This window comes from Streptoverticillium reticulum (assembly GCF_047456005.1).
Classification (GTDB): domain Bacteria; phylum Actinomycetota; class Actinomycetes; order Streptomycetales; family Streptomycetaceae; genus Streptomyces; species Streptomyces reticulum.
Window position 1 is genome coordinate 361,782 of sequence record NZ_CP179755.1, and the last position, 20,517, is coordinate 382,298.

The following is a 20,517-nucleotide window of genomic DNA, read 5'->3' on the forward strand; positions in this document are numbered from 1 at the left end:
TCAGTACTCCACGTTCTGCGAACGGCGGCGGATCACGGTGACCTCGTCGCGCTGGTTGCCGGTCGGTCCGTGGTAGTTGAAGGCGTAGGTGAACTGGGCGTACCCGCCTGCCAGATGCGTGGGCTTGATCAGCAGCCGGGTGAGGGCGTTGTGGATGCCGCCGCGCTTGCCGCTGACCTCGGTCTTCGGCACGTTCACGGTGCGGTCCTTGGCGTGGTACATGTACACGGTCCCCTCGGGCATGCGGTGGGTGACGACGGCGCGGGCGGCGACGACGCCGTTGCGGTTGTAGGCCTCGACCCAGTCGTTGTCCCGGGCGCCGATGCGCGCGGCGTCGGCCGTGCTCATCCAGATCACCGGCCCGCCGCGGGACAGGGCGAGCATGTGGGCGTTGTCCTGGTAGGTGGAGTGGATGGACCACTTGGAGTGCGGGGTGAGGTAGCGCACCGTGACCTCCGCGCGGCCGTCCTCGTGCAGGTGCTCGTCTCCGTAGTGGCGGCGGGTGTCCAGGGGCGGGCGGAAGACCGGGAGCTGTTCGCCGAGTTCGGCCATCCAGGCGTGGTCGACGAAGAAGTGCTGGCGTCCGGTGAGGGTGTGCCAGGGCTTGCGGTGCTCGACGTTGATGACGAACGGGGAGTAGCGGCGTCCGCCGGTCTCGCTGCCGGACCACTCGTAGGAGGTCATGACGGCGCGCGGCTGGGTGCGGGTGTCGGCGAAGGTGATGCGTTCTCCTTCCCGTTCGGTGGCGAGGTGGGCCAGTTCGGTGCCGGTGCGCTGTTCGAGGGCGCGGAAGCCTGCGGTGGCGATGCGGCCGTTGGTGGTGCCGGACAGCGCGAGGACGGCCTCGCACATCTCGGAGGCGGTGGCCAGCGAGGGCCGTCCGGCGGCGATGCCGTCGCGCACGGTGCCGCACCGGCGGCGCAGTTCGTCCAGTTCGGGGCCGACGTGGACGGTGACGCCCTTGGTGGTGGTGCCGAGGTCGTCCAGCAGCGGGCCGATCGCGCGCATCTTCTGGGCGACGGCCGCGTAGTCGCGTTCGACGGTGACGAGCTTCGGCATGGTCCGGCCGGGTACGGGCGCGCAGGTGCCGGTCCGCCAGTCGCCGACGACCCCGCGGGGCTGGGCGAGTTCGTCGGGGGTGTCGTGCTGCAGGGGCACGGCGAGGACGTCGGTGCGGGTGCCCAGGTGCTCGGCGGCGAGTTCGCTGAAGCGGTCGGCGAGGGTCAGGAAGGTGTCGTAGTCGGTGCGCGCCTGCCAGGGCGGCGGGATGGCGGGGGTGAAGGCGTGGACGAAGGGGTGCATGTCCGTGCTGGACAGGTCGTCCTTCTCGTACCAGGTGGCCGCGGGCAGCACCACGTCCGAGTACAGCCCGGTGGAGGTCAAGCGGAAGTCGAGGGTGACCAGCAGGTCGAGCTTGCCCTCGGGGGCCTCCTCGTGCCACGTCACGTCCGTCGGCCGCGCGCCGGGGAGCGACTGTTCGGAGCGCACGGCGGCGTCGGCGCCGAGCAGGTGGCGCTGGAAGTACTCGCTGCCCTTGCCGGAGGAGCCCAGCAGGTTGGCGCGCCAGACGGTCAGGACACGGGGGAAGTTGGCCGGCTCGTCGGGGTCCTCGGCCGCGAACTTCAGCCGTCCGGAGGCGAGTTCGTCGGCGATGTGGTCGGCGGCGGGGCGGTGCGCGGCAGCGGCCTCGTCGGCGAGGTCGAGGGGGTTGCGGTTGAAGCCGGGGTGGCCGGGTGTCCAGCCGTTGCGGACGGCCTGGGCCAGGCAGTCGGCGAACGTGCGGCCCTCGAAGCGGCCTTCGCCGAGCGGCGAGGCCAGTTCCGCGGGGCCGAACGCCTCGTAGCGCCACTGGTCGGTGTTGAGGTACCAGAACGAGGTGCCCGCCATGTGCCGGGTGGGCCGCTGCCAGTCGAAGGCGAAGGCCAGGTGCTGGAAGCCGGTGACGGGACGGACCTTCTCCTGCCCGACGTAGTGCGCCCAGCCGCCGCCGTTGACGCCCTGGCATCCGGTCATGGTGGTGAGCGCGAGGAAGGCCCGGTAGACGGTGTCGGAGTGGAACCAGTGGTTGGTGCCGGCCCCCATCGCGATCATCGAACGGCCGCGGGTGCGTTCGGCGTTGCGGGCGAACTCCCGGGCGATGCGTGCGGCCTGTTCCGCGGGGACGGAGGTGAGGGTTTCCTGCCAGGCGGGGGTGCAGGGCTGACTTGCGTCGTCGTAGGAGTCGGGCCAGTCGCCCGGGAGTCCGGCCCGGTGCACCCCGTACTGGGCGAGCATGAGGTCGAAGACGGTGGTGACGAGACGGCCGCCCACCCGGCGGGCGGGCACGCCGCGCACCATGGCGGAGCCGCCTTCGGTGGGGCCCTCGTCGAACCGGGGCAGGGCGAGCTCGACGTTCTCCTCGGCACGCTCCAGCAGGGTCAGTTCGGGGACGGTGTCGCCGAGTTCGAGGTTCCAGCGCCCCTCGCCGCTCTCGCCCCAGCGGAAGCCGAGGGAGCCGTTGGGGACGACCGGCTCGCCGCCGTCGCGGTCGAGCAGGACGGTCTTGAACTCGGCGTTCTCCTCCTGGCGGCCGAGGTCGGCTGCGGTCAGGAAGCGGTCCGGGACGTAGCGTCCGTCGTCGTGGGCGCGGAGGGCGACCAGGAAGGGTGCGTCGGTGAACCGGCGCAGGTAGTCCTCGAAGTACGGGGTGTGCCGGTCGACGAGGAACTCGCGCAGGACCACATGGCCCATGGCCATCGCGAGCGCCCCGTCGGTGCCGGGGTGCGGGGCGAGCCACTCGTCGGCGTGCTTGACGTTGTCGGCGTAGTCGGGGCTGACGGCGACGACCTTGGTGCCGTTGTAGCGGGTCTCGGTGAGGAAGTGGGCGTCGGGGGTGCGGGTGACGGGGATGTTGGAGCCCCACATGACCAGGTAGCCGGTGTTCCACCAGTCCGCCGCCTCGGGCACGTCGGTCTGGTCGCCGAAGACCTGCGGGGAGGCGATGGGAAGGTCGGCGTACCAGTCGTAGAAGGACAGCAGGGTGCCGCCGATCAGCGACATGAACCGCGAACCGGCCGCGAAGGAGGCCATGGACATCGCGGGGATCGGGGAGAAGCCGGCCACCCGGTCGGGCCCGTAGGTCTTGACGGTGTGGACGTGGGCGGCGGCGACGAGTTCGGAGACCTCGTCCCAGTCGGCGCGCACCAGGCCGCCCTTGCCGCGGGCCCTCTTGTAGGCGCGGGCCTTGGCCGGGTCCCCGGTGATCTCGGCCCAGGCCGCCACCGGGTCGCCCAGCCGGCCTCGGGCCTCGCGCCACATCTCGAGCAACGTGCCGCGCACGTACGGGTATCGGACCCTGCTGGGCGAGTAGGTGTACCAGGAGAACGAGGCGCCCCGCGGGCAGCCGCGCGGCTCGTACTCGGGGCAGCCGGTGCCGATGGAGGGGTAGTCGGTGGCCTGGTGCTCCCACGTGATGATGCCCTGCTTGACGTGGACCATCCAGGAGCAGGAGCCGGTGCAGTTGACGCCGTGCGTGGAGCGCACGACCTTGTCGTGGGCCCAGCGGTTGCGGTAGAAGCCCTCCCACTGCGTGTCGCCGGAGGCGAACACGGCGCGCCCGTCGGCCGAGGTCTCGCGCCGGGGCAGCCGGGTAAGCAGCCGCCGGGAGGCGAGGGGCCCGCTCCGGTCCTCGCGGGCACCGGAGTTACCGGCGGTTTCATCGTTGTCCATGGGGTCGAACGCTAGGCGAGGGCGAAGCGGACAAGGCGGGGTGAAAGGTCCCTGTCCGGGTGGCCGCACGGCCCGGGAAACGGCGTCCGGCGCGGGACCAACGGCCCGCGGGAGGGGCCGCTCGGCCGCCGCCCGCGGGCAGCCGGACGCCGCATGCTGGGCGGCAACCGATACGGAGGTACTCGTGTACGACCGCAGGCAGCGCCGGCCCGGCCACTCCCCTTCACACCCGCCCGGGCGGGCACCGCACGCGGCACCTCCCGTCGGTCGCCGTCCGGTTCGCCCGGGCCATGCCGACTCCCGGGCGGCCGGTCACGGCCGGTGGCCGCGATGAGCGCCCGCCGCGCGGTGCGCACCGCGCGACATGACGTGACGGACCGGCCGTTCATCGTCATCTGGGAGTCCACCCGGGCCTGCCCGCTCGCCTGCCGGCACTGCCGGGCCGAGGCGGTCCCCGACCGGGACCCCGGTGAACTCGGCACCGCCGCCGCCAAGGAACTGCTGGACCAGGTCGCCGCGTTCGGCCGCCCCGCACCCCTGTTCGTGATCACCGGCGGCGACCCCTTCCAGCGGCCCGACCTCCTGGAGCTGATCGCCTACGGCACCCTCTCCGGACTGCACGTGGCCGTCGCCCCCTCCGGCACGCCCACCCTCACCGCCGAAAACCTGCGTGCCGTGCGCAACGCCGGGGCGGCCCGTCTCTCGCTGAGCCTGGACGGGTCCACCGCAGCACTGCACGACACCTTCCGGGGCGTGTCCGGCGTGTACGACTGGACGCTGGACGCCTGGGACGCGGCCCGCCGGCTGGGGCTCAAGGTACAGATCAACACCACGGTCACCCGCCACAACCTGCTCGACCTGCCGAACATCGTGGCCCTGGTGCGCGAGCACGGGGCAGCGCTGTGGAGCGCGTTCTTCCTGGTGCCCACCGGACGCGGCCGGCTGCTGGACGCGCTCACGCCCGGCGAGGCGGAGGACGTCCTGAACTTCGTCCACGACGTGGGGCTGACGGTGCCCGCCAAGACCACCGAGGCACACCACTTCCGCCGCGTCGCCCTCCAGCGCACGGTGCTGGCGGCCAGGGGCGAGGACCACGTCGCGGCCCTGGGGCTCGGTCCGCTGTACGAGAAGCTGCACGAGCGCGCCGCCGAACTCGGGCTGGACGTCGCCGAGCGGCGCACCCGGCGCCCACCGCTGGACATCAACGTCGGCCGGGGATTCGTCTTCGTCTCCCACACCGGCACGGTGCACCCGAGCGGCTTCCTGCCGCTCGCCGCGGGCAACGTGCGCGCCCGGCCGCTGACCGAGATCTACCGCACCTCCGGCCTGTTCACCGGACTGCGCGACCCCGACCGGCTCGGCGGCCGGTGCGGCCGGTGCGAATTCCGCACGGTCTGCGGGGGATCACGATCACGCGCCTACGCCGCGACCGGCGACCCGTTCGCCCAGGAGCCCTGGTGCGGTTACCGCCCCGGTTCCTTTCCCCACCAGCGAGAAGTGGCACAGCTGCTGCTCGCGGCGCGGTGAGCCGGGAACACGCACCATGACTGCACCACGAGACGACAGAAGCATGCCGTCCCCCAACGCCACTGAACGGCCCGGCCGTTCAGTGCTGCGAGCCCGGCATCTACGGGCCCACCTCCTCGTGGCCGCCTGGCTCACGGCGGCCGTGCTCGCCACCGCCGTCGGCGACCGGCTCCCCGCGGGCCGGTGGCTGGGCCCGCACCTGCTCCTGCTCGGCGCCGCCACCACCGCCGTGCTGGTGTGGAGCGAGCACTTCACCGTCGCCCTGCTGCACACCCGGCAGCCGGACGAGCGGTGGAGCACGGTCCGGCTGGCGTCGGCGAACGCCGCGGCGGCCGGTGTGCTCCTCGGAGTGCCTGCACAGTCGACGTGGCTGGTCGCCGCCTCCTCTGCCGTTCTGCTCGCCGCCGTCGCGGCCCACGGCCTGGTGCTCTGCCGACTGGGCCGCGGAGCACTGGGCGGGCGTCTGAAGCCCGTCGTCGCCTACTACCGTGCGGCCACAGGAGCGTTGTTCGCAGGTGTGGTGCTGGGGCTGTTGCTGTTCGGCGGCGTGGGCGGTCCCCGCTGGCACGCGGGACTGTGCTCGGCCCACGTGCACCTCACCGTGCTGGGCTGGATCGCCCTGCCGGTCCTGGGCACCCTGTTCATGCTGTGGCCGACAGTGCTGGGCGTGCGCATGCACGAGCGCACCACGCGCACCGCGCGGCAGGTCCTAGCCCTGGCCGGCGGCGGCCTGGCGGCGGCGGTCGGTGGCCTTGCGGCCGGAAGCCGGTGGCCGACGGTCGCAGGGCTCGCTCTCTACGCCGGGGGCGTCGCTCTGGCCGTGCTGCTCTTCGCCCGTACTCCGCGCAGCGGGCGGCGCGTGTGCACCCAGGCGGCCTGGATGCCGGCCGCCGCCTGCGGCTGGCTGACGGCGGCCGTGGCGGCGGACCTGTGGCTGACAGCGACCCGGGCACCGGCCGACGCCGCCGCCGGTCTGGACGCACTGCTGCCCGTACTGCTCGTCGGGTTCACCGGTCAGGTGCTGTTCGGCGCGCTGACCTATCTCCTTCCCGTCGTGCTCTGCCGGGGCCCGAAGCAGCGGGCGGCAGCACAGGCCGTCCTCGAACGAGCAGGCCGTGCCCGCTTCTTCGCGCTCAACCTCGCCGTCGCCCTGCTCGCCCTGCCCCTGCCGGAACCGGCCGCGACCGCGGGAGCGTTCCTCGCCGGTGCGTCGGCCATCGGCTTTCTGGGCCTGGTCGTCGCCGTACTCGCCCGCCGCGCCCACGGGGAGACCGCGGCACCGACTGCCTCGCGGTGGCCGCTCGTCGCGGGCACGGCCGTCGGTGCGGCCGTCACCGTGCTGGCCGTACTGGCCGCATCCGGCGGCACGGCCCCCGGCGGCGTACAGGCCGGTGCCTCCGGAGGCACCGGCACCCGCACGGTCGAGGTGGCCCTGCGGAACATGCGCATCAGCCCGGCCCGCATCGAGGTCCCCCACGGCACCGCGCTGCGGCTGCGCGTCACCAACGAGGACGCCCAGCGCCACGACCTGCGGGTCGAGGGCGGCCCGGCCACGGCGTTGCTGGGCAAGGGGGCGACGCAGACCTTGGACCTCGGTCCCGTCACCGGCAACCGGAGCGCCTGGTGCACGGTCCCGGGCCACCGGGCCGCCGGAATGACCCTCGCCATCGCCGTCAAGGGCACGGCCGACGGGCATGCGGGACACTCCATGGACGGAGGCGGCAGCGCCCTCGACCTCGGCGCCGGCTTCTCCTCCGGCTGGCAGCCCCGCCCTGCGGAGCTGCCGCCCGCCCCCGCCGGGACCGTGCACAGGAGCGAACTCCACGCCACCCAGGCCGATGTGGAGGTGGCCCCCGGAGTCGTCCAGCGGAGGTGGACCTTCGGCGGCACGGCACCGGGCCCCACCCTGCGGGGCAAGGTGGGCGACACCTTCGAGGTGACCCTCGTCAACGACGACGAGATGGGCCACGGCATCGACTTCCACCCCGGCGTGCTCGCCCCCGACGAGCCCATGCGCACGATCCGGCCCGGTGAACGCCTGGTCTACCGCTTCACCGCCACCCGCGCGGGAGCCTGGCTCTACCACTGCAGCACGGCCCCGATGCTCCAGCACATCGCCAACGGGATGTACGGCGCGATCGTCGTCGACCCGCCGGACCTCCCCGCCGTGGACCACGAGTACCTGCTGGTCTCCTCCCAGCTGTACCTGGGCGACCCGGGAAGCCCCGGGCAGTTGGACAAGATGCGCCGTAACGCGCCCGACGCCTGGGTCTTCAACGGCGTCGCCGCCCAGTACGCCAAGGCGCCGCTGACCGCCCGCGCCGGTGAACGGGTCCGGTTCTGGGTCGTCGCCGCAGGCCCCTCGGACGGCATCGCCTTCCACGTCGTCGGCACCGTCTTCGACACCTCCTACAAGGAAGGGGCCTATCTGCTGCGGCCCCAGGACCCGGGCGGCTCCCAGGTGCTGGATCTGGCCCCCGCCCAGGGCGGCTTCGTCGAGGCCGTGCTGCCCGCCGCGGGCCACTACTCCTTCGTCGACCACGACATGCGGCGCGCCGAGGCCGGCGCCCACGGCACGGTGGAGGTCACATGACAAGCGCCATCGGACTCTGGACACTGGTCCGCTTCGTCCACGTGACCGGAGCAGTCCTGTGGGTCGGCGGCCAGCTGGCCCTGTCCTGGGTGGTCCTTCCCCTGGCGCGCCGCATGCTGCCCGAGGAGGACCGCGCACGGTTCGCCTCGGCGGCGGGCAGACGGTTCGGGATCCTCACCGGCGCGGTGTTCCTGCCGGTGCAGGCCGCGACCGGCTGGGCCATGGCCCGGCACAAGGGCATCACCTTCGCCACGCTCGCCGAACCGGGCTACGGCCGCACGCTGGCGGCCAAACTCGCCCTGTTCCTCGTGGTGTTGGCGGCAGCCGCCGCCCACGGCCGGGCGTACTCCCGCGGCCGGACCGGGACCGCCCGGGCGCTCGCGGTCGCCTCCCTGGTCGGCTCCCTGGGCGTGGTCCTCCTCGCCACCGGGCTGCCGTCCACCTGAAACACGTGGCGGGCGAATCCCCCCACCACCGTCACCCGACCCCGACCGGCCAGGAGGCCCTCGTGCAATCAGTGATCATCATCGGCGGCGGCATCAGCGGCCTGACCGCGGCGTGGTACCTCAAGGGCGAGGCCGAGGTCACCGTCGTGGAGTCCGGCCCGCAGCCCGGCGGCATCCTGCGCACCGGCACCGTCGCCGGCGTCCCCGTCGACGACGGCGCGGAGGCGATGCTCGCCCTGCGCCCGGAGGCGGTGGACCTCGCCAAGGCCGTCGGACTAGGAGGCGACCTGGTCTCCCCCGAGCAGGCCCCCATCACCATGTGGACCCGGGGCACCCTGCGCGCCATGCCCGCGGGCCACGTCATGGGGATACCCACGGACCTCACCGCGCTCCGGGACACCGGCCTGCTGTCGCCCGAGGGACTGGCCCGGCTCGGGCGCGAGGAGGAGCTTCCCTCCGCGCCCCTGGACGGCGACACGAGCGTCGGGGCGTATCTCGCGGACCGGCTCGGCCAGGAGGTGGTGGACCGGCTCGTCGAACCGCTGCTCGGCGGGATCTACGCGGGGCGGGCGGACCGGATCTCGCTGCGCGCCGCACTGCCCGGGGTCGCGAACATCGCCGCCCGCGGCGGTTCCCTGCTCACCGCCCTGCGCTCCGGTGGACCGGCACGGAAGGGAGCCCCTCCCGCCGTGATGCAGGGGCTGCGCGGCGGCCTCGCCCGGCTGCCCCGCACCATCGCCGACACCTGTGGGGCACGGGTGCTCACCCGGACCCGGGTGCGGGAGCTGCACCGCACCCCCGACGGCTGGCGGGTGGTCCTCTCCGGCTCCGCACCCCGCAGCCTGGAGGCCGACACCGTGATCCTGGCCGCCCCGGCCTACGCGGCCGCCCCACTGCTGCGGCCGCACGCGCCCGTGGCGGCCCGCGAGTTGAGCGCGGTCGAGCACGCGAGCATGGCGCTGGTGACCCTGGCCTTCGAGCGCGCGCAGATGCCGGCCGGTGTGCCCCGCGGCAACGGCTTCCTCGTCCCGCCCGTCGAGGGCAGGGCCGTCAAGGCCGCCACCTTCCTGTCCAACAAGTGGCGCTGGCTCGCCGAGGCCGCCCCCGGAACGTTCGTCCTGCGCGCCTCCGTCGGCCGGCTGGGCGAGGAGTCGCTGCTCGGCCGGGACGACGGCGAGCTGGCCGCCGTCTGCCTCGCGGAACTGTCCGATGTCCTGGGCCCGTTGGGCCGGCCGGTCGACTTCCACGTCTCGCGGTGGGCACGGGGGCTTCCGCAGTACTCCGTGGGGCACCTCGACAGGGTGCGCACGATCCGCAGCGCCGTGGCCGGGCTGCCCGGCCTGGAGGTGTGCGGGGCCTCGTACGAGGGCGTGGGCGTCGCCGCCTGTGTCGCGGGCGCGCGGGACGCCGCCCTGCGCACACTGGGGAACTCCGGGCGGGGCGGCCGATGAACGGGAAGGCCCGCGGATACGCACGGTTCGGCGGTGCTTCCGTTGCCGCGCTCGTGCTGGCGGCAGGTACCGGCTGGTATCTGGGCCGCACGGCAGAGAGGCCCGCGGCCGCCGAACGGCCCGCCGCCGTCCCCGCGCACACTTCCGGCAAGGACGGCACCGTCATCTCCTACGGCGAGGCCGACGCCGGGCACACCCTTTCCGTCTGGCTCGACCCGCGCTGTCCGTACTGCGCCGTCGTCGAGAAGGGACTCGGAAAGACCTTCAGGGAACTCGCCGACAAGAAGGCGTTCCGGATCGAGTACCACTTCGCGACGTTTCTGGACGGCGCTCTCGGCGGCAAAGGATCGAAGCGCGCCCTCAACGCGCTCGGTGCAGCGGCGAACGAGAGCCCCGAGAAGTTCATGGCGTACGCCGATGTCCTGTTCGCCCACCACCCGGACGACGAGAAGGACGACAAGTTCGGTTCGACCGCGACCCTGTTGGAGCTGGCCGGCCAGGTCGACGGGCTGCGCACGCCCGCCTTCAACAAGGCGGTCAAGGAACTCACGTACATGCCGTGGGTGGAGAAGGTGTCGTCGGCCTTCTACAAGAGCGGCGAGAAGGGCACGCCCGTCGTCAAGCTGGACGGGCGGCCCCTGAACGTGCTGTCCGGCGACGGCACTTCCTCCGTCACGCCTGCGGACTTCACGGAGCTGGTCGGGAAAGCCTCCTGACCGGAAGGTGCTCACGGCCCGCGGGTGGTGATCCCGCGGGCCGTCGGCGTGTCCGGCACTCCCGTCACATGACGACCGCGCCGAGAACCATGAACCCCGTCACCGCGACGAGCAGGATGCCCATCAGCGGTGCCACGAAGCGCAGGTACCGGTCGTAACGCACCTTCGACAGGGCCAGACCGCCCATCACGACCGCGGACGTCGGGGTGACGAGGTTGACCCACCCTGAGGCCGACTGGTACGCGGTGACGACCAGGGAGCGGCTCACGCCGGCGAAGTCGGCGAGCGGGGCGAGGATGGGCATGGCCAGGGCCGCGTGTCCCGAGGAGGAGGGGACCAGGAAGGCCAGCGGCATGTTCACCAGGAACATCAGCACGGCGAAGAAGCCCGACGACGTGCCCGAGACCACGCTGTGCAGCGCGTTGAGGATGGAGTCGGTGACGCTGGCGTTGTTCATGATGACGGTGACGCCGCGCGCCAGCATGATGATGAGGGCCGCGCCGATGAAGTCCCCTGCGCCCGCGACGATGGCGTTCGCGGTGCCCTTCTCGCCGAGCCCGGCGATGAGGCCGACGGCGACGGCGGCGACGATGAACAGGGCGGCGAGTTCGGGGAAGTACCAGCCCAGGGTGGGCAGGAAGGTGACGTGCAGGTCGGCCCAGGGGATCACCGCGAAGATCATGAAGAGGAACGTGGCCCCGAAGACCGCGAGCACGAGCCGCTGGCGTGCCGGGAGCGGGCCCTCGGTGCCGCCCGCCGACTTGAGTTCCTCGTCCTCGGGTATCGGTGCGACGAGGGAGCGCGAGGGGTCGGCGAGCACGCGGTCGGCGTAGCGCACGAGGTACACCGCGGCCACGGCGGTCAGGACGGCCCACATCAGCAGGCGCAGCACGATGCCGTCCCCGGTGCCGATGCCGGCGCTGTCGGATGCCACGCCGGTGGCGAAGGGGTTCACGGTGGAGGCGAGTGTGCCCACCCCGGCGCCGACCATGATGACGGTGGCGCCGACCATCCGGTCGTAGCCGAGCTTGAGCATGAGCGGGATCATCAGCCCGTAGAAGCCGAGCGTCTCCTCGGCCATGCCGTAGGTGGTGCCGCCGAGCGAGAAGAGGGCCAGCAGCACCACGAGCAGCAGGGTCCGGTGGCGGCGCAGCCGGGCGGCGAGCCGGGCCACGCCGCTGGTGAGGGCGCCGGTCCGCAGGGTGACGGTGATGAAGGCGCCGACGGCGAGGACGAACAGGAACACCCCTGCCGCGCCGAAGAACTGGCCGCTGCCGCCCGGTGCGGTGAGTCCGGAGTGTGCGTCGGTGACGCCGTACAGGCCGTTGACGGGTGAGAGGAAGAGGTCCTTGAGCCGGCTCCCGAAGCCCTGGGTCAGCTCCACGGAGTGGTAGGTGCCGGGGACCGGTGCGCCGTCCTTGGTGTCGTAGCGGCCCGGGGGGATGACGAAGGTCAGGCCCCAGACCACGACGGTGACCGCGACGAGGACGGTGTAGGCCGAGGGGAAGCGGAACCCGCGCCGTGGCGGGCCGGGTTCGGGTTCCCTGTCCGGGCTCGCGGGGGCCGGTGCAGAGGCGGTGGTGGTCATGACCGGCCCTCCGCATCGTCGTTGCCGTCCTCGGGGTAGCGGCCGCTGGGCGTGACAAGGGTGCCGGCGGTGCCGTCGAGCATGGCCGGTGCGTCGGCGAGGGCGCCGATGGCGGCAAAGCCGCCAGTGAGTTCCACGAACCGGCATACCGCCTCCACCTTGGGTCCCATGGATCCGGCCGGGAACTGCTCAGCCCGCAGCCGGGCCGGCGTCGTGTGGCCGATGGGTTCCGCGTCCGGGGTGCCGTAGCCGCGGACGACCTGGGGCACGTCGGTCAGCAGGAGCAGCGCGTCGGCGTCGAGCGCCTCGGCGAGCAGGGAGGCGGTGAGGTCCTTGTCCACCACGGCTTCCACGCCGGTCAGTCGACCCTGTTCGTCGCGGATGACGGGGACGCCTCCGCCGCCGGCGCAGACGGCCACGGCTCCGGAGGAGAGCAGGAGGCGGATCAGTCGTGTCTCGACGACGCGTTGCGGGTCGGGGGACGGTACGACCCGGCGCCAGTGCGGGCCGTCGGCCCTGACCGTCCAGCCGCGTTCGGCGGCGAGGCGTTCGGCCTCCTCGCGCTCGTAGACGGGGCCGACGAACTTGGTGGGGGCGGCGAAGGCGGGGTCGGCGGCGGAGACGAGGGTCTGGTTGAGCAGGGCGCAGACCTGGCGGCCGGGGAGGGCGTTCTGCAGGGACTGCAGCAGCCAGTAGCCGATCATGCCCTGGGTCTCGGCGCCGAGGACGTCGAAGGGGTAGGGGGAGGTGAGGGAGCGGTCGGCCGCGCTCTGCAGGGCGAGCAGGCCGACCTGGGGGCCGTTGCCGTGGGTGATGACGAGCTCGTGCTTGCGGGCCAGGGGGGCCAGGGCGGCCACGGCCGCCCTGACGTTGGCGTGCTGCACGGCTGCGTCCGGGCATTCCCCCCTGCGGAGCAGGGCATTACCGCCGAGGGCGACGACGACGCGCATGGTTCTCTCCTGGGTGCGGGGGGTCAGTGGCCGAGGGTGGCGACGAGGACGGCCTTGATGGTGTGCACGCGGTTCTCGGCCTGGTCGAAGACGATGGAGTGCGAGGACTCGAAGACCTCGTCGGTGACTTCGAGTGCCGTCATGCCGGTGCGGGCCAGGACTTCGGCGCCGACGGTGGTCTCCGCGTCGTGGAAGGCCGGGAGGCAGTGGAGGAACTTCACCCGGGGGTTGCCGGTGGCGGCGAGCACCTCCGAGGTCACCTGGTAGGGCTTGAGCAGGGTGATGCGCTCGTCCCAGATCTCCTTGGGCTCGCCCATGGACACCCACACGTCGGTGTAGAGGAAGTCCGCGCCGGCGACGCCTTCTTCGAGGTTCTCGGTGAGGGTGATCCGGGCCCCGGTGCTCTCCGCGATGCGCCGGGCCTCCTTGACCACGTCGGGTGCGTTGCGCAGGCTCTCGGGGCCGACCATGCGGACGTCCATGCCGAACATGGCCCCTGCGATCAGCAGGGAGTTGCCGACGTTGTTGCGGGCGTCGCCGAGGTAGGCGAGGGAGACGTCGTGCAGGGGCTTGTCGGTGTGCTCCCACATGGTGAGGACGTCGGCCAGGGACTGGGTGGGGTGCCACTCGTCGGTCAGGCCGTTCCAGACCGGCACGCCCGAGTAGTCGGCCAGTTGCTCCACGATGTCCTGGCTGCTGCCGCGGTATTCGATGCCGTCGTACATCCGGCCGAGGACGCGTGCGGTGTCCTTGATGGACTCCTTGTGCCCGATCTGCGAGCCCGACGGCTCCAGGTAGGTGACGTGGGCGCCCTGCTGGTGGGCCGCGGTCTCGAAGGCGCAGCGGGTCCGGGTGGAGGTCTTCTCGAAGATCAGGGCGATGTTCCTGCCCTGCAGCCGCTGCTGCTCGGTGCCCGCGTGGCGGGCGGCCTTCAGCTTGGCGGACAGGTCGAGAAGGAAGCGGAGTTCGGCCGGCGTGAAGTCGGTCTCCTTGAGGAAGCTGCGGTGGCGGAGGTTGAGGGCCATGGTGATCTCTCCTTGAAAATCGGTACGGTGAACGGGCGTTCAGACGGCGTCGCGCTCGATGGGGCAGCTCATGCAGCGCGGTCCGCCGCGGCCGCGGCCGAGTTCGCTGCCGCGGATGGTGATGACCTCGATGCCGTTCCTGCGCAGGTGGGTGTTGGAGGTGACGTTGCGCTCGTAGGCGACGACGACGCCGGGTTCGACGGCGAGGACGTTGCAGCCGTCGTCCCACTGCTCGCGCTCGGCGGAGTGGATGTCCTGGGTCGCCGTGTGCACGGTGATCGAGGACAGTCCGAGGGCGTCGGCGATGGCGTGGTGCATGTCCTGCGGGGCGTGGTCGGTGATGGTCAGCTTGGTGCCGTCCGCTCCGGGCTCGATCGTGCAGGAGGGCAGCATGCCCAGGCCCGCGTACTGGGTGAAGGTGTCGCCGCTGACCATGGTCATCACGGTGTCGAGGTGCATGAAGCTGCGCTTCTTGGGCATCTCCAGGGCCACGACGCGCCGTGCCGATCCGGCGGCGAACATCCGCAGGGCCAGGGCCTCGACGGCCTGCGGGGTGGTGCGTTCGCTCATGCCGACCAGGACCGCGCCGTTGCCGATGACGAGGACGTCGCCGCCCTCGATCGTGGAGGGGTGGTCGGCCTGGCCGCCGGACCACAGGTGGTGCTCCTGCTTCTCGAAGAGCGGGTGGTGCCGGTAGATGGCCTCGAAGTGCACGGTCTCGCGGCGGCGGGCGCGCTTCTTCATGGGGTTCACGCTCACGCCGTCGTACACCCAGCAGGAGGTGTCGCGGGTGAAGAGGTGGTTGGGCAGCGGGGCGAGGACGAAGTCGTCCGGTGCCAGGGTGTGCAGCCGTACGCTGCGGATGGCGCCGAGGCGGTGCACCGCTTCGCGCTTGGTCATGCCGCCGATGAGGTGTGCCGCCATCTCGGCCGGCGCGAGGGCGTCGAAGGCGGCGCGCAGGCGGTCCGTCGCCAGCGGGCCGAAGTCCCGCTCGTCGAAGACGCGGTCGAGGACCAGGTCGCGTGCGGCCGGTACGGCCAGGGTCTCGGTGAGCAGATCGGCCAGGTAGTGGACCTCGACGCCGCGGTCGCGCAGGGTGTCGGCGAATGCGTCGTGCTCCTCGCGGGCCCGCTTGACCCACAGCACGTCGTCGAAGAGGAGGTCGTCCTTGTTCGTCGGGGTCAGGCGCTTCAGTTCCAAGTCGGGCCGGTGCAGGATCACTTGACGCAGTCGGCCGGCTTCGGAATCGACGTGGAAGTTCATGGCTCTCCTGGAACGGGAGCGACGGGCGTCGGCTCCGGTACGTCGGATGCGCTCGCCCTCCGGAAGTCCGGAATCCGCCCCCTGAAGGGGCTGTTTCCGGCTGACACTTGAACCGTGTCACACCCGCACCACCCGAACCGAGCGACGAACGGGCCCCGGTGGGGGCCTGGCCGGTACCCATCGGGGGACCTGTTCAGCCACGTGGCCGGGACCCTTCGGCCCAGTGACCGCACCCCACCGCACAAGTGACGGCCCATCAACGGAGCAGCACGAAAAGGCGCACGAGGCGCCTCTTCGTCGAGCCGCGGCCGGGAATCCGGCCGCCGTGTCAGCCGCGCTGCCTGGGCACCACGGGATGCCCGGGCCGTCTCCCGCAGGCCCCCGGCAAGCGGGTGGCGATCACGGCGGCCTGCACCCGGCGTTCCACCCCCAGCTTGGCCAGCAGGCGGGAGACGTTGTTCTTGACCGTCTTCTCGGCGAGGAAGAGCCGTTGCCCGATCTCCCGGTTGGTCAGGCCCGCTCCCACCAGTGCCAGGATCTCCCGTTCGCGCTCGCTGAGGTCCGGAATGTCCCGTTCCTCGTCCTCGCGTCGGTGCTCGCCGCGCAGCCGGGCCATCAGCCGGCTGGTGGTGCCGGGGTCGAGCATGGACTTGCCGGAGGCGACGACGCGGACCGCGCCGACGAGGTCGTTGCCGCTGATCTGCTTGAGGACGTAGCCGGAGGCCCCGGCCAGGATCGCGTCCAGCAGGGCCTCCTCGTCGTCGAAGGAGGTCAGGATCAGGCAGGCGAGGCCGGGCATCCGGGAACGGAGTTCACGGCAGACGCTCACCCCGTTGCCGTCGGGCAGGCGGACGTCGAGCACCGCGACCCGGGGGGCCAGCGCGGGGATGCGTGCGAGCGCGTCCGCGGCCGTGGACGCCTCGCCGATCACGGTCAGACCGGGCTCGGCGGACAGCAGGTCGTGAATGCCTCGTCGCACCACTTCGTGGTCGTCGAGGAGGAAAACCGTGACGGGCGCCTGTGCGCCGGTCCCTGCTGTGCTGTCGACCGTCATGACGTGCTCCGTACTCATTGACCGTCCCGCCGGGGCGGGACCCGCTTCATCCTGTCCCGCCGCCGGGCCCGCGACCATGGGCCGACCGGCCCCCGCACCCGGTCCAGGAGACCTTCCTGCCCTCTCCCTTCGCAGATCAGGGCCGGTCTCCCGGCCTCCGGGGCCCGCTGGGCCATGGTCCGCCGCGCGCGGGCGGCCAAGTCTGGGGAGCAGCACCCGGACCGGCCGTCACGGCCCAGAAAGGAAGGATCGCGATGCGTGCCCCGGACATCGACGCCGCCGCCATCGAGAAGCTCATCTCCGCCGCGGTGGCCGCGCCATCGATCCACAATTCCCAGCCGTGGCGGTTCCGGCTGGATCCGGACACCCCCGCCGTGGAGGTCCGTGCCGCACTGCGGCGTTCGCTGCCGCTGGCGGACCCGGTGCGGCGGGCCCTGCACCTCTCCGTGGGAGCCGCGGTGTTCAACCTCCGGGTGGCGGCCGCGCACCTGGGCTGGGAACCGGACGTGCACCTGCTGCCGGAGGGGGACGACCCCGAACTCCTCGCCACCGTAGGCCTGACCGCCGCCCGGGGCACCGGCTCCGGGCATCCGGCCCTGTACGACGCCATCGCGCGGCGGCACACCAGCCGGATGCCGTTCACCGGCCGTCCCGTGGCGGAGTCGGTGGTGGCGGAGATGGCCTCCGCCGTGCGTGCGGAGGGCACCCAGGTCCACCTTCCGGGCATCGTGGAGACAAAGGCCATGCTGGGCCTGACCGCCGAGGCCGAGCGGCGCAACCACGCCGACCGGTGGCGCATCGCGGAGAGCCGGGCCTGGGTCGTCCCGACCGGGGCGGGGCCCTACGGCGTCCCGGTCACGGCACTGGGCCCGTGCGACACCGCGCGGCGGATGCCGATGCGCGACTTCACGGGGGCCGCCGGCACCCCTCGCCTCCCCGCCCTGCGCTTCGAGCGCCACGCCCAGCTGGCGCTGCTGTGGACGCCCGACGACCGGCCGGTGGACTGGCTCCGGTCCGGGCAGGCCCTGGAACGCATGCTCCTGCTGGCCACCGCGCGCGGAGTGCGGACCTCCGCACTGCACCAGGCCCTGGAGTGGCCCGACCTCCGGGAGTGCCTGATGCGGCGGCGTTCCCGGTACCCGCAGTTCCTGGTGCGCTTCGGTTACGGGCCCGAGGGCGGGCGGACGCCGCGTGCACGGGTCAGGCCGGTGTGACGGAGCGGGAAAGGCCGGTGGTGGCCGTCGTCGAGTGCGGGACGACGGCCACCACCGGCCGGTCAGGGTGGCGGTCTCACTCCGCGGACGTCGCCCGGGGAGCTCCGTAGTAGGCGGTCCGCATGAGCTCCTGCATGTCGTCGAGCATCGGCATGCGGGGGTTGGCGGGGGCGCACTGGTCCTCGAAGGCGTTCATGGCCTGCCGGGGCAGTGCGCCGGTGAAGACGGTCTCGTCGATGCCGACCGCGCGGAAGGAGGGCTCGATGCCGACCGCGTCCCGCAGCCGTTCCACCGCGGCGGCGTAGGACGCCACCCCCTCCTCCGGGGTGTCCGACGGGAGACCCAGCATCCGGGCGATGTCCTGGAACCGTTGCGGGGCCCGGTAGTTCTCGTACTTCGGCCAGCCGGTGAGCTTGCCGGGCACGGTGCCGTTGTAACGGATGACGTGCGGCAGCAGGATCGCGTTGGTGCGGCCGTGCGCGACGTGGAAGGTGGCGCCGAGGGTGTGGGCCATGGCGTGGACGATGCCGAGGAAGGCGTTGCCGAAGGCCATGCCGGCGATGGTGCTCGCGTTGTGCACCTTCTCCCGCGCCGTGGGCTGTGCCTCCCGGTCGTTCACGGCCTGTTCGAGGTTGTCGAAGATGAGCCGGATGGCGTGCAGGGCGAGGCCGTCGGTGAAGTCGTTGGCGTAGACCGACACATACGCCTCGGTGGCGTGGGTGAGGGCGTCGAATCCGCTGTCCGCGGCCAGGGCCGGGGGCAGGTCCTTGGTCAGCAGCGGGTCGACGATCGCGACGCTCGGGGTGAGCGCGTAGTCGGCGAGGGGGTACTTGCGGCCTGTGGCCGGGTCGGAGATGACCGCGAACGGGGTGACCTCCGCACCGGTGCCGGAGGTGGTGGGGATGCACACCAGCCGTGCCCGCTTGCCGAGTTCGGGGAAGCGGAAGGCGCGCTTGCGGATGTCGGAGAACTTCTGCCGCATGTCGGAGAAGTCGATGTCCGGCTGTTCGTAGAGCAGCCACATGACCTTGGCGGCGTCCATGGGCGAGCCGCCGCCCAGGGCGATGATGGTGTCCGGGCGGAAGTCGCGCATCAGGCGGGCGCCGCGCTGGACGGAGTCGATGCTGGGCTCGGGCTCGACGTTGTCGATGATCTGTACCGTGACCGGCTCGGTCCGGTGCTGCAGCACACGGTTGATGCGCTCCACGTAGCCGAGGCGGGTCATGGTGGCGTCGGTGACCACGGTGACCCTGCGGACGCCGGCCATGGTCGCCAGGTAGCGGATGGCCTGCGGCTCGAAGTAGATCTTCGGCGGCACCTTGAACCACTGCAGGTTGTTCTGCCGCGCGCTGACCCGCTTGATGTTCAGCAGGTTCACGGCGGAGACGTTGTTGGAGACCGAGGTGTGCCCCCACGATCCGCAGCCCAGGGTCAGCGAGGGCAGCAGCTGGTTGTACACGCCGCCGATCGCCCCTTGCGAGGAGGGGGCGTTGACGATGACGCGCACGGTCTTCATGCGGTGGCCGTACTCCTCCGCCAGGGCCGGGTCGCCGGTGTGGATGACCGCGCTGTGGCCCTGCCCGTGGAAGGCGACCATGTCGGCGGCCAGGTCGAAGCCCTCGCGCTGCGACCCTGCGCGCAGCACGGTCAGGACCGGGCAGAGCTTCTCGCGGGTGAGGGGCTCGTCGGGGCCGACGCGTTCGGCCTCGGCGAGGATGACGGAGGTGTCCGCGGGGACGGTGAAGCCCGCCTGTTCGGCGATCCATGCCGGGCTCCGCCCCACGACGGCGGGGTTGACGCGGGTGCCGTCGGCGCCGGCCGGCGAGACGGGGAAGAGGAAGGCCTCCAGCTTGCGCTTCTCCTCCGCGGTGGCCACGTGGGCGTGCAGCGTGCGGAACTCCGCGAGCGCCTTGTCGTAGATCTCCGTGTCCAGGATGACGGCCTGTTCGGAGGCGCAGATCATGCCGTTGTCGAAGGACTTCGAGAGCACCAGGTCGTTCACGGCGCGGCGCAGGTCGGCGCTGCGGTGCACGTAGGCGGGGACGTTGCCGGCGCCGACGCCGATGGCGGGCTTGCCCGCCGAGTAGGCGGCCTTGACCATGCTGTTGCCTCCGGTGGCCAGGATCAGCGCGACGCCGGGGTGGTTCATGAGTGCGCCGGTCGCCTCGATGGAGGGTGTCTCGATCCACTGCACGCAGTGTTCGGGTGCGCCCGCCGCAACGGCCGCGTCCCGTACGACGCGGGCCGCCTCCGCGCTGCAGCGCTGGGCGGAGGGGTGGAAGGCGAAGACCACGGGGTTGCGGGTCTTCAGCGCCAGGAGGGCCTTGAAGACGGTGGTGGAGGTGGGGTTGGTGACCGGGGTCACCGCGCACACGACGCCCACCGGTTCGGCGATCTCGATCATGCCGTCGGTGTCGTCGCGGGCGATGACGCCCACGGTCTTCATGCGGGACATGCTGTCCGTGACGTGCTCGCAGGCGAACATGTTCTTGGCGGCCTTGTCCTCGAAGACGCCCCGGCCGGTCTCCTCGACCGCCAGCCGGGCCAGACCGGTGTGCTGGTCGAGGGCCGCGACCGAGGCCTTCGCGACGATGCGGTCCACTTGCTCCTGGGTGAGGGACTCGTAGTCCGCCAGGGCCTTCAGCCCGTTGGTGACCAGGCGGTCCACGGCGATCGCGGTGTCGGAGGGCGCGGTGCCGGCGGCTCGTCGTGCGGCGTCCTGTCGTTTCATGGGGGACTCTCCGTCGTCGGAAGTGCGCGACCGGAAACGTCCGGCGCGGCTGTTCCGGGCGGTGCGCCTCGGCGATCACCGCCCGCGCCCCCAGCCTTGCGCACCCCCGCCCCGGACCCGGTGGTCCGAAGGTCCCCGGTCACGGCCCGGTGGTCCGTCGCCTGCAACCGTCCGTGGACCACCCGGCCCGGCGCTTCGGTCCGCCGATCGGGGACGCTCGGCCCCTGCGTCCACCGGCTTCGCGCGCGAAG

At 72.2% G+C, this 20,517-nt stretch carries 13 protein-coding genes; 6 read left to right on the top strand and 7 right to left on the bottom strand.

Features of this window, described 5'->3' with window-relative positions:
- Window positions 1-3,708: a nitrate reductase subunit alpha gene (locus ACMATS_RS01675; RefSeq protein ID WP_414166579.1), complete on the bottom strand. Its 3,708-nt coding sequence runs from the start codon at window positions 3,706-3,708 to the stop codon at window positions 1-3.
- A gap of 330 nt (window positions 3,709-4,038) precedes the next feature.
- Between ACMATS_RS01675 and ACMATS_RS01680 the strand changes: the two genes are divergently transcribed.
- The 5 genes from ACMATS_RS01680 to ACMATS_RS01700 all read left to right on the top strand — a co-directional run bounded on the left by ACMATS_RS01680 (window position 4,039) and on the right by ACMATS_RS01700 (window position 10,441).
- Window positions 4,039-5,235 (top strand): TIGR04053 family radical SAM/SPASM domain-containing protein, encoded by a 1,197-nt coding sequence (locus ACMATS_RS01680; RefSeq protein WP_414166580.1) that lies wholly within the window; start codon window positions 4,039-4,041, stop codon window positions 5,233-5,235.
- A gap of 16 nt (window positions 5,236-5,251) precedes the next feature.
- Complete coding sequence (locus ACMATS_RS01685) at window positions 5,252-7,828, top strand: multicopper oxidase domain-containing protein (protein ID WP_414166581.1); 2,577 nt, start codon at window positions 5,252-5,254, stop codon at window positions 7,826-7,828.
- Entirely contained in the window at window positions 7,825-8,274 is a 450-nt protein-coding gene (locus ACMATS_RS01690) for a hypothetical protein (RefSeq protein ID WP_391151867.1), read from the top strand. The genes ACMATS_RS01685 and ACMATS_RS01690 overlap by 4 nt, the downstream gene beginning before the upstream one ends.
- Before the next feature lie 62 nt (window positions 8,275-8,336).
- Complete coding sequence (gene hemG / locus ACMATS_RS01695) at window positions 8,337-9,725, top strand: protoporphyrinogen oxidase (RefSeq protein ID WP_414166582.1); 1,389 nt, start codon at window positions 8,337-8,339, stop codon at window positions 9,723-9,725.
- Window positions 9,722-10,441: a DsbA family protein gene (locus ACMATS_RS01700; protein ID WP_414166583.1), complete on the top strand. Its 720-nt coding sequence runs from the start codon at window positions 9,722-9,724 to the stop codon at window positions 10,439-10,441. The genes hemG and ACMATS_RS01700 overlap by 4 nt, the downstream gene beginning before the upstream one ends.
- A 64-nt stretch (window positions 10,442-10,505) precedes the next feature.
- Here the strand turns inward: ACMATS_RS01700 and ACMATS_RS01705 are convergent, their stop codons facing one another.
- The 5 genes from ACMATS_RS01705 to ACMATS_RS01725 form a co-directional block, all read right to left on the bottom strand.
- Window positions 10,506-12,029 (bottom strand): YfcC family protein, encoded by a 1,524-nt coding sequence (locus ACMATS_RS01705; RefSeq protein ID WP_390780636.1) that lies wholly within the window; start codon window positions 12,027-12,029, stop codon window positions 10,506-10,508.
- The gene (gene arcC, locus ACMATS_RS01710) at window positions 12,026-12,979 is read right to left on the bottom strand and encodes a carbamate kinase (protein ID WP_414166584.1); all 954 of its coding nucleotides are present in this window, start codon (window positions 12,977-12,979) and stop codon (window positions 12,026-12,028) included. Before arcC ends, ACMATS_RS01705 begins: the two co-directional genes overlap by 4 nt.
- A gap of 23 nt (window positions 12,980-13,002) precedes the next feature.
- Window positions 13,003-14,004: an ornithine carbamoyltransferase gene (gene argF, locus ACMATS_RS01715; RefSeq protein WP_391151870.1), complete on the bottom strand. Its 1,002-nt coding sequence runs from the start codon at window positions 14,002-14,004 to the stop codon at window positions 13,003-13,005.
- 39 nt (window positions 14,005-14,043) lie between these two features.
- Window positions 14,044-15,267 carry an arginine deiminase gene (locus ACMATS_RS01720; protein WP_414166585.1) on the bottom strand — a complete coding sequence of 408 codons (1,224 nt, stop codon included), beginning with the start codon at window positions 15,265-15,267 and terminating at the stop codon, window positions 14,044-14,046.
- Window positions 15,268-15,595: 328 nt separating this feature from the next.
- Window positions 15,596-16,321 carry a response regulator gene (locus tag ACMATS_RS01725; RefSeq protein WP_414166586.1) on the bottom strand — a complete coding sequence of 242 codons (726 nt, stop codon included), beginning with the start codon at window positions 16,319-16,321 and terminating at the stop codon, window positions 15,596-15,598.
- 254 nt (window positions 16,322-16,575) lie between these two features.
- Here ACMATS_RS01725 and ACMATS_RS01730 point away from each other — a divergent pair, with 254 nt between their 5' ends.
- A complete protein-coding gene (locus ACMATS_RS01730) occupies window positions 16,576-17,535 on the top strand; it encodes an Acg family FMN-binding oxidoreductase (protein WP_414166587.1) in 960 nt (319 codons plus the stop codon).
- Between the two features lie 76 nt (window positions 17,536-17,611).
- On the opposite strand, the gene adhE is transcribed toward ACMATS_RS01730, so the two are convergent.
- Entirely contained in the window at window positions 17,612-20,266 is a 2,655-nt protein-coding gene (adhE, locus tag ACMATS_RS01735; protein WP_414166588.1) for a bifunctional acetaldehyde-CoA/alcohol dehydrogenase, read from the bottom strand.
- Window positions 20,267-20,517 lie beyond the last annotated feature (251 nt).